The sequence below is a fragment of the Polaromonas sp. YR568 genome, from assembly GCF_900116715.1.
Classification (GTDB): domain Bacteria; phylum Pseudomonadota; class Gammaproteobacteria; order Burkholderiales; family Burkholderiaceae_C; genus Polaromonas.
In genome coordinates this window covers 132,003-143,699 of record NZ_FPBM01000002.1, presented here as the reverse complement: position 1 = coordinate 143,699, position 11,697 = coordinate 132,003, and the positions used below count along the sequence as shown (strand labels likewise).

Here is an 11,697-nt window from a genome sequence, read left to right as displayed (position 1 = left end):
CATTCGTGGCCTGCGGCACCTCTGGAGGATCAGCCGTGATTCCGAAGTGCGGGCGTGGAAGCTTCTGTCGTTCCATCCTGACCAGCTCAACCGCCTGGGGTATCGGCGCCATAGCAGTGCTGGCCGGCGGCGCTGTCACCAACAGCCGGGCAGCTTGCCTTCCCACCACCGCGCCGGGCTCCGGCATCACCGTCACCTGCTCGGGGACCGACGTGGGCTCGACAACGGTCGTGGCGGCGCCGGGGTCCACCAACGTCATCATTCTGGTGGATACGGGAGCCCTCCTGACCACCAACGCCACGCAGGGGTTGCTGGTTCGGGATGGCAGCACCATCACCAACAACGGCCAGATCACGATATCGGGCGGCGCCGGGACTCCACGTTTCGCCATCGGCGGCTCGGGCAATAACAACATCCTGATCAACAACGGCAGCCTGCGTACCACCAGCGCCAGCACCGCCGGCATTTCCATCGCCGTCGGAGGCAGCAGCACCGGCACGCAGATCATCAACACCGGCAGCATCACGACCACAGGCGGCAGCTCGCACGGCATCCTGACCTTCGGGCCCGGCAACAGCATCACCAACAGCGGCAGCATCACGGTCAGCGGCACGGGCTCCAAGGGTGTGTTCCTGCAAGGCGGCAACCTGGTTGCGAATGTGCTGGTCAATACCGGCACCATACGCGCAAGCGGCGCCAATGGTGCATCTGATGCAGACGGCGTGCACGCCAACACAACGGGAGCGACTTTTTTCTCCCGGGTCGAGAACCGGGCAGGGGGCTCCATCGTCAGCGCCAATTCCTACGCGCTGCGCGGGCAGAACGGCAATGACACCTTTGTCAACGCGGGCTATCTCGAAGGGCACGGAGGCGCCGGTGGCGGTGACGCCATCACCATGGGCGCAACCTTGGGCACCGGCACGCTGATCCTGCAGACGGGCTCGGTTATCAGAGGGGCAGCTGACGGCGGCATTGTCAAGCGTAGCAACACCTTTCTGGAAGGCAGCGGTACCGTCGACAACAACTTCCGTAATTTTCAGAATCTGATCATGCGCGGCACGGCCTGGTCTTGGCTTACCAATGCCAGCTTCTCCGACGGCATCCAGGTTCAGACGGGCACCTTCACTTTCAGCAGCACATTGACCAGCCCTGTCATCGCCGTGCAGGCTGGAAGCAGCGTTGCAGGCACCGGCACCTTTGTCGGCAATGTCACCAGCCAGGGCACCTTGCTGCCCGGCCCGGGTGCAGGCAACGGATTCGGCGCCCTGACGGTGCGTGGCAACTACACCGGCAGCAATGCATTGCTGCAACTCAACGCGGTGCTGGGCACCGACAACTCGCCGGTTGACCAACTGGTCATCGACGGCGGTGCCGCAAGCGGCAATACCGGCATTCAGGTCGTCAATCGCGGCGGCGTGGGTGGTCGCACAACGAGCGATGGCCTTCTTGTGGTCCAGGCGGTCAATGGCGCGTCCACGGGCAGCAGCGCGTTCGCGCTGGCCCAGCCGGTGCAGGCTGGGGCCTACGATTACCGGCTGTTCAAAGGCGGGGCAACGGGCAACAACCCCGACAACTGGTATTTGCGGTCCACCGCCTTCGCGGTGGCCGGCGTTGTGGTGGCGACGCAGGCACAAGCTGCCGCCCTCGCGGCGGCGAGCAATGCCCCCATAGAAGCCGTTTCCCTCTATCGGCCTGAAGTGGCGTTGTACAGCAGCATTCCCATGGCGGTCCGGCAGGGCGGCTTGATGCAGCTGGGCACTTTCCACCAGCGCCAGGGCGGCCAGCGGCTGCTTGCGCAGGACGGCGCGCGCCCTGCGTCCTGGGCACGGGTCTTTGGGCAGGCGCTCAAGCAGAGCCAGGACGGCGACGCCTCGCCGCAGTTTGACGGTACCGTGTCGGGCTTGCAGGCCGGCCACGACTTCTACCTTCGTGATGGTGAAGGCAGTGGAGGTGGTGGAGGTGGTGGAGGTGGTGGAGGATACAGCCGCGCAGGTTTGCTGGCCGGCTACACCAGTACCCGGGGCGATGCCAGTGGCTTTGTTGGTGGCTTGCGCGGCACGGGTGCGGGCCGGCTGAGCGTGGACGGCTACAGCCTGGGCGGCTACTGGAGCCGCGTGGAAGCCAACGGGGCCTATGCCGATATGGTGCTGATGGCGACGTTGCTCAGGGTCAACACCCGTTCTGTGCAAACCCTCGGAGGCAACACCCGCGCAAACGCCCTGACAGCGTCGGCCGAGGCCGGTTACCCTCTGGCGCTGGGTGAAAAACTGGTGCTGGAAACGCAGGCGCAATTGATCTGGCAACGCACCACATTCAATGATTTCGACGACGGCGTTTCCAGCGTGCATATCGAGCGCGACAACGCCCTGACTGGCAGGGTTGGCGCGCGCTTGCGCGGGGCGCTTGAGGGAAGTTCGACCTGGAGGCCTTACCTGCTCGCCAATCTCTGGCACACCTTCAAAGGCAACAACGGCGTGACGTTTGGCGGTGTGGACACCGTGGCTGCTTCGCGCACGGCCACAGCCCTGGAGCTGGGGGTCGGCCTGACGGCGCAAATGAACGCGAGGCTGGCGTTTTATGGCGGCCTGTCCAGCCTGGGCAATATCGGCGGTGCGTATCAACAGGGAGGCCAGGTCCAGGTTGGCTTGAAATACCTTTGGTGACGGGCGACGCAGCCTGCAGAAAAGTTCTTAAGGTTTCGAAGGCGGTGCTACAGCCGCACCTTCAATGCCATGACGTGCCAGCGCGGCAGCGACAAAGCCCGAGGCCTTCATCTCCTCGACGAAGCCCGTCAGGTAACGCGCACCGGCCTCGCGTCCTTTAGGCAAGCCCATGGCCTGGTTGATGACCATAAAACGTCCCGGCAACAGGCGGACACCCGCCACGCGTTTGGCATCGGCCTCAAGCTGCTGCTTGACGCCTGCCGCCACCTCGACGTTCTGCGCGACCATGACATCGGTCACTGCCGGTGAAGTAGGGGCCTTGACCAGCCTGGCAGCCTTCAGCTCGCGGGTCAGGTACAGGTCGTAGGCGCTGCCGTTGCCCACCACGACGCGGTTGGCCGCCTGGTCGACTTCTTCGTTGCGCCGGATCGGCGAGTCGTTTCTTACCAGGTAGGCACCTTCGATGATGACGTAGGGTGGCGTTTGGAGCATGTCGGCGCCGCGTACGGGGTCGATGGCTACAAAGGCGATGTCCACCTGGGCATCACGAACCGCTTCAACCACCTTGCCGGCGGAGGTAAAGGTGACGAGCTCTACAGGCACGCCCAGGCGGCGCCCTAGCTCGCGCGAGAGGTCCACCGAAACACCGCGCGGCTCGCCGCTGGCGGCATCCTTCACGGCCAGGATGGGGTTGCCGAAATTGATGGCGGCGCGCAGTTTGCCGCCGGGCGCAAGTTCGGCAACCGGGGCGGGCGGCTTGGTCGCGCAACCGAGCAACGCAAAAGCACCCAGCGCCATCACGGCCAGCGCGATCAGCCACCACCACAGGCCATTTGAATTGCGGACCTGCCCCGGAGACAGGTCTGCGGCTTGGCCCCGGCCCACGCCTGCGGCATCCACGGCGTCCTTGGCCTCTTTCAGGCCCAGCCCGGTCAGGCCTCGCAGCCGCCGAACGGCCTCTATCTTGTTGCCCTGGTTCAGTGCTTCCTGAACCGTGGCGGGCAATGGCGCTCCCACGGGCAGTGCCATAGGCGCAAAGCCCGCCGGCGGCGGCTCGCCGCGCATGTAGGCTTCCAGGGCGTCCTTGGTTTCTTTCAGGCCCAGGCCTGTGCCGGCGCGCATCAGCTTGATGGCTTCGACGAGGTTGCCGCGCTGCAAGGCGTCTTGTACCGCTTGAGGCAGCACCGGGGTGGGCGGATTGGACAGGTCAGTAGAGCTGGTCATCAGAGGCCTAGAAGTCGACCTTCTGGCCGGGGTCCAGGGTCACCATGCGCGCGGTTCCCGGTGCGGTCCCGAGTGCTGCGTTGAATTCAGCCGGCGTGCCGCGAAGCACGGGTGTGGTGCCGTAGTGGATGGGTAGCGCGAAGCGGGGACGGATCATCTCGCGGACCGCCATGGCTGCGTCCACCGGGTTCATCACAAAGTGGCCGCCAATGGGAATGAGCACCAGGTCTGGGCGGTACATGTCGCCGATCAAGCGCATATCGCCAAAGACGCCGGTGTCGCCCATATGCCAGATCTTGAAGCCGTTTTCCATCTCGATGATGTAGCCGACCGGTTCACCGCCGACATGGACTTCTTCCTTGCCGGTGGCCGGATTTTTCCAGCCCAGCTCGGACGAATGCTCCGCATGCACGGCCGTGATTTTCACGCCGCCCGGGCCAAAAGGCTGAATGGTGCCGCCTTTGCCGAAGCGCGGCGCCAGTTCCACCGGCAAAATGCCCAGCGCGATCACCGACTGGTTGAGGCCGGCTGGGCCATACATCGGAGCCTTGTTCAGCAGCGACAAGGCAGGCGCATCGGCGAAATGGTCGAAATGGCCATGCGTCACCAGAATCAGGTCGACCTTGCCCACTGACTCAATCGTGCGGAAGTTGGCCGGTGTCTTGGGGTTGGTCGTTATCCACGGGTCGATCACGATGACCTTGCCGGTAGGCGTCGTGATGCGTGTGGCGGCTTGCCCGAGCCAGAGAACTTCGGTTTTGCCGCTTTGCGCTGATACCAGGGTGGTGGCTAACAAGGCGGCGCCAAGAAGCAGGCCGCGCAAGAACGCCATGGGTGCCGCAGAAAATTGAGAGCTGATGGACATGGGACCTCCTGATGGATGTGAGCCATTGGAACGGCCTCGACCCCTGTCGTCAATCAGCAATTTGCGCAAATTTCCCTTGCCTGAAGCGAGCCCCAAGAAAAAAAGCAGCCGAAAGGCTGCTTTTTCTGAACCGGTGGGGCGCGACAGGCACCGCGCCCAAATTGGTTTTATTCGACCTTGGCTTTTTTGCGCAGGTCGTTCTGGAAGGCGGCCAGCTTTTGCTGCTGCATTTGCTGGGCGATCTGGGGTTTGACTTCTTCGTACGAAGGCAGTTGGGCGTCACGAATGTCGTCCACACGGATGATGTGGTAGCCGAACTGGGTCTTCACCGGCGCGTCGGTGGTCTGGCCCTTGTTGAGTTTGACCAGCGCTTCCGTGAACTCAGGCACATAGCTCGAAGGGTTGGCCCAGTCGAGGTCGCCGCCCTTGGCGCCGGATCCGGGGTCCTTGGATTTCTTCTTGGCGATGTCGTCAAACTTGCCGCCTTTTTTCAGGCTGGCAATGATTTCCTTGGCTTCGGCTTCTTTTTCGACCAGGATGTGGCGGGCCTTGTATTCCTTGCCGCCGTTGGCCGCGGCAAATTTGTCGTATTCGGCCTTCATCTCGGCTTCCGTCACCGGGTTTTTCTTCTGGTAGTCGGAGAACAGCTCGCGGATCAGGATGGTCTGGCGGGCCAGTTCCATTTGCACCTTGACGTCGTCGCTGGAGCCCAGGCCCAGCTTGTCGGCTTCCTGCATGAACACTTCGCGCGCGATGACTTCTTCACGCAGCTGGCCTTCCATCTCCGGCGTGACGGGGCGGCCGGACTTGACGACTTGCTGCGCCAGCGAGTCCAGGCGGGTCTTGGGTACGGCCTTGCCGTTGACGATGGCGACGTTCTGCGCGAGGGCGCCTTGTGCGGCGAAGGCCAGCAGGCCTGAAGCAACGGTAGCCAGTAAGAGTTGTTTTTTCATGATGTTGATGCAGTCCTTTTGATGATTGCCTGGGTAGCTTGAATGGCTTTTTGAATGACTTTGGGTGGTGCTTGCCCGGTTGGCCGGAGCCGGGGCGGTAGCGGTTTTCAGGGTGATTCGATGATTTCAATTGCCAGCGCGTGAAGGCCCTGGTCAATGAAATTTTGCAGTGCATCATACACAAGCCGGTGGCGCGTCACGCGGCTCTTGCCTGTAAAGAGCGGGCTGGCAATGCGCACACGGAAGTGACTGCCGTAGCCTTCGGCGTTGGCGCCTGAATGCCCGGCGTGGGCCGCGCTTTCATCCAGAACTTCGAGTTGCGTCGGTTGAAGCTGCGCTCTCAGTTGCTGCTCAATGGCATGGGCGCGTACGGGCTGCGGCGCCACGCTGGAAAGCCCTGCGTTCATGGCGCGGTGTCCGGCTGCTTGATGTGCTTGTTGAGATAAACCGCCTGCACCAGCACGAAGAGCAACATCAGGCCCAGGCCGCCGAACAGCTTGAAGTTGACCCAGGTGGCGGTGGAGAAGGTAAAGGCCACCCAGAGGTTGAGAAGGCCCATCACGGCGAAGAACCCGACCCAGCTGAGGTTGACCACGCGCCAGATGGCGTCGGGCAAAGTCATTTGCGCGCCCATCAGCGACTTGATGCCGTTCTTCTTGAGCACCAGCTGGCCAAACAGCAGGGCGCCGCCCATGACCCAATACAGCACGGTGGGCTTCCATTTGATGAAGTTCTCACTGTGGAAATAAATCGTGGCGCCGCCCAGAATCGTGACCAGCCCCAGGCTGATCCACAGCATGGTGTCGACCTTTTTTCCGCGCACCTTGAGCCAAAGGATCTGCGCCAGCGTGGCAATGATCACCACCACCGTGGCCAGCAACACCGGCGCTTCAGACGGGCCCACCACGCCGCCGGAGACCATAAAACCCAGCCACTCGGTGGCTGTAGCGGCTGCCCAGTCCTTGTTGCCTTCGGCGTACTTGAACATGCCGAAGAAGAGGGCGATAGGCAAAAAGTCGAAAAGAATTTTCATGTGCTGATTATCTGGCCTAAGCGCAGGCCTTTAAACGATTCCCGCCCGGCGCGCGGCCCGGTCCCATTGTCATTCCTGGGGTTTGAAGTCCAATGAGGCGGAGTTCATGCAGTAGCGCAGGCCTGTGGGGGAGGGGCCATCCGGAAACACGTGGCCCAGATGCGCACCGCAGCTGGCGCACACGGTTTCAGTACGCACCATGCCGTGCTTGCGGTCCACGATTTCTTCGATCGCGCCCGGCACGGCCTCTTCGGAAAAGCTCGGCCAGCCGCAGCCTGCGTCGAATTTGGTTTCAGATTCGAACAATTTGGCGCCGCAGCAAATGCAGTGGTAGTTGCCGTCAGCCCATACAGCCTCGTACTTGCCGGTGTAGGGCCGCTCCGTGGCGGCATGGCGGGTGACTTCAAAGGCAGCCGGCTCGGCTCCTTTTTCGGCCAGCAGGGCTTTCCATTCGGCATCGGTTTTCTGGATCTTGGCGCTCATGTCGGGTCCTGGCGTAGTGGGTGTTGGGGATATCTGGCTTGGGTGTTACGAACTGCAACTGATTTCAATTGATGAAGCCCAGTCAGGCGGAAAACCGGCAAAGCTCTCGTGGCCGGCATGTTCATCAAATGGGGTCTGCAGCAGCGCAAGCAAGGTATCGACCCCGGAAAAGTCTTTTAGTTTCGCGGCGCGTATGGCTTCTTCGCCCAAATGGTTGCGCAATATGAATTTGGGATTGTTTTTGAGCATCAAATCGGCCCTTTTCCCAGTATCCACCTGCGTCAGGCGCTCTGAATATTGTAGCGCCCAGGTATTGAAGGATTCCCTGTCAAAGAACAGGTCGCGCACCGCTTCATGGCCGCTTTGGGGTGTAAAGCCGTTCAGCCGGCGCCAGAAGATGGTGTAGTCCACCTTGTTGCCGGCCAGCAGCTTGAAGGTGCTCTCCACCAGGGCCTTGTCGCCCTCCCGGCTGTCCGCCAGGCCCAGCTTGGCCTGCATGCGCGCCTGCAGCGCGTCGGGGAAGATGGTTTTATAGGGCTCCAGCGCCGCCAGCGCCTGTTCCTGGTCGCCGATCAGGGGCAGCAAGGCCTGGCCCAGGCAAAAGAGGTTCCAGTAGGCCATGTTGGGCTGCCGGTTGTAGGCATAACGGCCCTGGGTGTCCGAATGGTTGCAGATGTGGCCGGGGTCAAAGGCATCGAGAAACTGGAACGGGCCGTAGTCGATGGTCAGGCCCAGGATGCTCATGTTGTCGGTGTTCATGACGCCGTGGCAAAAGCCCACGGCTTGCCAGGCGGCCATCAGGTGGGCCGTGCGTTCGCTCACCGCTTCCAGCAGCGCCGCATAGGGTTGCGGGGCTTCGCGGCAGGCGGGATAGAAACGGTCAATCACGTAGTCGGCCAGGGCCTTGAGCTGCGCGTGCTGGTCGTTATAGCTGAAGTGCTCGAAATGGCCGAAGCGGATAAAACTGGGCGCCGTGCGGGTGACCACCGCCGCGGTTTCAATTTCTTCACGCCGTACAGCCGCATCAGAGCCCGTGACGCAGAGCGCACGCGTGGTCGGTATGCCCAGGCCGTGCATGGCTTCCGAGCACAAAAATTCGCGGATAGAGCTGCGCAGCACCGCACGGCCGTCGCCCATGCGGGAGTAGGGCGTCTTGCCGGCGCCTTTGAGCTGGATTTCCCGCGGCCCGGCGGGCGTGTCGATCTCACCGAGCAGCAAGGCACGGCCATCGCCCAGTTGCCCCGCCCAGACGCCAAACTGGTGGCCGCTGTAAACGCTGGCCAACGGCCTGGCGCCGGGCAGCAGGCGGTTGCCTGCCAGGGCTTCCAGCGTGTCGGCCGATTCAAGCCAGGCGTCTTCAAGGCCCAGCTCGCGGGCCAGCGCGCGGCTTTTTCCTACCCAGTAGGGGGAGGGCAAGGCGGTCGGCTGGAGTTCGGTGTAGAAATCCGGGCCCAGCCCGGCAAAACTGTTGATCCAGTTCAGTCCGGCTGATCCGGCAAGGCTTGGGTGGGCGGCGGGAGCGTCTGTCACAGAGGTCATGGCTGTATTGTGCTGCTGCCTCAGCGGCCCTGCCGAAGCGGGGTTAAACCTTCTGATCGACCGGCCGGCTGGCGTAAGACGCCAGAGCCTGCTCGTCCAGCAGCGCGACACGGCCGAACTCGAGCGATACCATGCCTTGCCCCTCCAGGGTTTGCAAAACCCGGTTGACGGTCTGCCGCGACAGGCCCGCCAACAGGCCGAGCTCTTCCTGCGACAGCAGCAGCTTGCGCCGCCCCTGCCAGAACACCCGGCTCAAATACAGCGCCACACGCTGCTCGGGCGCACGCATGCGGCCGGCTTCGATGATGGTCATGGCCTGGCCCAGGCGCCTGTTGAGGTGCGCCACCAGAAAGTGGTTGAAAGGCAGCGAGGAGGCAAGAAGCTCCTCGAACAGGGCGCGTGGCAGGCACAGCAGCGTGGTGTCACGCAGGGCAATCACGTCGTAGCGGCGCGGCTCGGTCTTCAGCGTCGAGCCTTCGCCAAACCATTCGCCGTCAGGCACGCCCAGAAAGGCTGACACGCGGCCTTCCGGTGAAGTGCTTTGCAGTTTCACCAGGCCTGACAGCACGGCGTACCAGCCTTTGACCGAAGCACCTTCGGGCAGCAAGACTTCACCCTTGCGCCCGTCCTCGGTGAAGGTGCGCTCCAGCAGCCGCGCCTGGAGGTCAGCCGGCAGCGACGCAAACCATGGCTGGCCGATCAGAAAGCGGTGGGGCAGGGAGATGGCTTGAAACGGCATGGCGCTGATTGTCCTCCGGCCGCGATGCGGGCAGGCCTTCTCAGCACGCCGCGCGAGGCGGGTATCTACCTAGAAACTGTCGGTGGAACGACATGGTTTGTGTCTTTGGTGCTTTGGCGTGACAGTACCGCATCCCGTCACAAAGCTGCAGCAGAGGTCGCTGCGTACGGACACTCAGGTGTCACAGAGGTAACGTTGCTGCGGACTTTCCCGAAGGACTCGTGAAGGTGCGCGGGGTACGATGTTCGTTCAAGGTATTTCGATTTAAAGCACGCCTCTTCAGGGCATGAAAGGAACACGGACGATGTTAGGTTTGATGCAAAGCCAGCCGCTGCTGATCTCATCGCTGATCGAGTTCGCGGAGCGCCACCACGGCGACGCGGAAATCGTCTCGCGCCGCGTAGAGGGCGACCTGCATCGCTATACCTACAAGGACGTTGCCCACCGCGCCCGCCGTGTGGCCAATGCGCTCGACGGCCTGAAGCTCGCGTTCAGCGACCGTGTGGCCACGCTGGCCTGGAACGGCTACCGCCACCTGGAGCTGTACTACGGCGTGAGCGGCTCCGGCCGTGTGCTGCACACCATCAACCCGCGCCTGCACCCCGACCAGATTGCCTGGATCGCCAACCATGCCGAAGACCAGGTGCTGTGTTTCGACCTGAGCTTTCTGCCGCTGGTGCAGGCCGTGCACGCGAGATGCCCCACCATCAAACACTACATCGCGCTGTGCGACGCCGACAAGCTGCCGGCTGATTCCGGCGTGCCCAACCTGCAGAGCTATGAAAGCTGGATAGGCGCGCAGACCGCCGACTACGCCTGGCCCAGCTTTGACGAGAACACCGCCTCCAGCATGTGCTACACCAGCGGCACCACGGGCAACCCCAAAGCGGCGCTGTACAGCCACCGCTCCAGCACGCTGCATGCTTATGCCGCAGCGCTGCCCGACGTGATGTGCATTTCCGCGCGTGACTCCATCCTGCCGGTGGTGCCCATGTTTCACGTCAATGCCTGGGGCATTCCGTATTCAGCCGCGCTCACCGGCGCCAAGCTTGTGTTTCCGGGGCCCGCGCTTGACGGCAAGTCGATCTATGAGTTGATCGAGGCCGAGAAGGTCACCTACGCCGCCGGCGTGCCCACCGTGTGGCAGATGCTGCTGACGCACATGAGGCCTGCCGGGCTGAAGTTTTCGACCTTGCGGCGCACCGTCATTGGCGGCTCAGCCTGCCCGCCGGCAATGATCAATGCCTTCCGCGAAGACTATGGCGTCGAAGTGCTGCACGCCTGGGGCATGACCGAGATGAGCCCCCTGGGCACGCTCTGCGTGCTCAAGAACAAACACGACACCTTGCCCGACGCCGAAAAAATGAAGATACGCCTCAAGCAGGGGCGCGCCATTTACGGCGTCGACATGAAGATCGTTGACCCGGACGGCAAAGACCTGCCCTGGGATGGCAAGGTCTTTGGCGACCTGTATGTCAAAGGGCCGTGGGTCGTTCGCGAATACTTCAAAGGCGAGGGCGGCGACCCGTTGGTGGACGGCTGGTTCCCCACGGGCGACGTCGGCACCATCGATGCCGATGGCTATTTGCAAATCACCGACCGCAGCAAGGACGTCATCAAGTCGGGAGGCGAATGGATCAGCTCCATCGACGTGGAGAACATTGCCGTTGCGCACCCAGCCGTTGCCATGGCCGCCTGCATCGGCGTGGCCCATCCCAAATGGGATGAGCGGCCCATCATTGCGGTGGTCAAAAAGCCCGACATGGATGTCACACGCGACGAGCTTTTGCGTTTTTACGAAGGCAAGACCGCCAAATGGCAAATCCCCGACGACGTGGTTTTTGTCGACGCCATCCCCTTGGGTGCCACGGGCAAGATGCTGAAGACGAAGCTGCGTGAACTCCTTAAAGACTACAAATTGCCCCAGAGCTAAAACCAAAGTTCGAGGAGCCCAAATTCAAACCAAGCATGAGCCGCGGGACTGGCTTTGCCAGATCGCAGGCGGGCGGTCCCATCGGGGGCAGAGAGCTACACGAAGTGAGTGAACGTGGGGCTTTATCTCTGGGTCACATCTGTGACATTGGCTAGGGCATTCCCTGACGCAGTGCAGCATTTTTTAACCTAACCTTTGCCGGTTCCCCCGTTAGATTTCGTTCACAAATTCATAAATTTTCAGGAGACAAGGGATGACAACCCAG

10 protein-coding genes and 1 pseudogene are annotated in these 11,697 nt (G+C 62.3%); 2 read left to right on the top strand and 9 right to left on the bottom strand.

Features of this window, described 5'->3' with window-relative positions; genetic code table 11:
* Positions 1 to 35: 35 nt before the first annotated feature.
* Entirely contained in the window at positions 36 to 2,663 is a 2,628-nt protein-coding gene (locus BM408_RS05155) for an autotransporter family protein (protein ID WP_139237303.1), read from the top strand.
* A gap of 27 nt (positions 2,664 to 2,690) precedes the next feature.
* Here BM408_RS05155 and BM408_RS23140 read toward each other — a convergent pair whose 3' ends face one another.
* From BM408_RS23140 to BM408_RS05115, 9 genes and pseudogenes are all read right to left on the bottom strand, one after another.
* Entirely contained in the window at positions 2,691 to 3,461 is a 771-nt protein-coding gene (locus BM408_RS23140) for an ABC transporter substrate-binding protein (protein ID WP_254774733.1), read from the bottom strand.
* A gap of 102 nt (positions 3,462 to 3,563) precedes the next feature.
* A pseudogene (locus BM408_RS23135) lies at positions 3,564 to 3,692 on the bottom strand (ribosomal protein L7/L12); the annotation flags it as partial.
* 202 nt (positions 3,693 to 3,894) lie between these two features.
* Complete coding sequence (locus BM408_RS05145) at positions 3,895 to 4,752, bottom strand: metal-dependent hydrolase (protein ID WP_254774712.1); 858 nt, start codon at positions 4,750 to 4,752, stop codon at positions 3,895 to 3,897.
* A gap of 167 nt (positions 4,753 to 4,919) precedes the next feature.
* Positions 4,920 to 5,705, bottom strand: coding sequence for a peptidylprolyl isomerase (locus BM408_RS05140; protein ID WP_092127622.1), 786 nt, complete (start codon positions 5,703 to 5,705; stop codon positions 4,920 to 4,922).
* 107 nt (positions 5,706 to 5,812) lie between these two features.
* Complete coding sequence (locus tag BM408_RS05135) at positions 5,813 to 6,112, bottom strand: BolA family protein (protein WP_092127620.1); 300 nt, start codon at positions 6,110 to 6,112, stop codon at positions 5,813 to 5,815.
* Complete coding sequence (locus BM408_RS05130) at positions 6,109 to 6,738, bottom strand: septation protein A (RefSeq protein ID WP_092127618.1); 630 nt, start codon at positions 6,736 to 6,738, stop codon at positions 6,109 to 6,111. The genes BM408_RS05135 and BM408_RS05130 overlap by 4 nt, the downstream gene beginning before the upstream one ends.
* Before the next feature lie 69 nt (positions 6,739 to 6,807).
* Entirely contained in the window at positions 6,808 to 7,221 is a 414-nt protein-coding gene (msrB, locus tag BM408_RS05125; protein ID WP_092127616.1) for a peptide-methionine (R)-S-oxide reductase MsrB, read from the bottom strand.
* A gap of 45 nt (positions 7,222 to 7,266) precedes the next feature.
* Positions 7,267 to 8,760, bottom strand: coding sequence for a protein adenylyltransferase SelO (locus tag BM408_RS05120; RefSeq protein ID WP_092127614.1), 1,494 nt, complete (start codon positions 8,758 to 8,760; stop codon positions 7,267 to 7,269).
* A gap of 43 nt (positions 8,761 to 8,803) precedes the next feature.
* Positions 8,804 to 9,499 (bottom strand): Crp/Fnr family transcriptional regulator, encoded by a 696-nt coding sequence (locus BM408_RS05115; RefSeq protein ID WP_092127612.1) that lies wholly within the window; start codon positions 9,497 to 9,499, stop codon positions 8,804 to 8,806.
* A 304-nt stretch (positions 9,500 to 9,803) separates the two neighbouring features.
* Between BM408_RS05115 and BM408_RS05110 the strand changes: the two genes are divergently transcribed.
* Complete coding sequence (locus BM408_RS05110) at positions 9,804 to 11,432, top strand: 3-(methylthio)propionyl-CoA ligase (protein ID WP_092127611.1); 1,629 nt, start codon at positions 9,804 to 9,806, stop codon at positions 11,430 to 11,432.
* Positions 11,433 to 11,697: the final 265 nt, after the last annotated feature.

Coding starts and splice junctions, on each gene's coding strand:
- BM408_RS23140 (WP_254774733.1), bottom strand. CDS start 3,461: ATGGCGCTGGGTGCTTTTGCGTTGCTCGGTTGCGCGACCAAGCCGCCC.
- msrB (WP_092127616.1), bottom strand. CDS start 7,221: ATGAGCGCCAAGATCCAGAAAACCGATGCCGAATGGAAAGCCCTGCTG.
- BM408_RS05145 (WP_254774712.1), bottom strand. CDS start 4,752: ATGTCCATCAGCTCTCAATTTTCTGCGGCACCCATGGCGTTCTTGCGC.
- BM408_RS05120 (WP_092127614.1), bottom strand. CDS start 8,760: ATGACCTCTGTGACAGACGCTCCCGCCGCCCACCCAAGCCTTGCCGGA.
- BM408_RS05140 (WP_092127622.1), bottom strand. CDS start 5,705: ATGAAAAAACAACTCTTACTGGCTACCGTTGCTTCAGGCCTGCTGGCC.
- BM408_RS05110 (WP_092127611.1), top strand. CDS start 9,804: ATGTTAGGTTTGATGCAAAGCCAGCCGCTGCTGATCTCATCGCTGATC.
- BM408_RS05115 (WP_092127612.1), bottom strand. CDS start 9,499: ATGCCGTTTCAAGCCATCTCCCTGCCCCACCGCTTTCTGATCGGCCAG.
- BM408_RS05130 (WP_092127618.1), bottom strand. CDS start 6,738: ATGAAAATTCTTTTCGACTTTTTGCCTATCGCCCTCTTCTTCGGCATG.
- BM408_RS05135 (WP_092127620.1), bottom strand. CDS start 6,112: ATGAACGCAGGGCTTTCCAGCGTGGCGCCGCAGCCCGTACGCGCCCAT.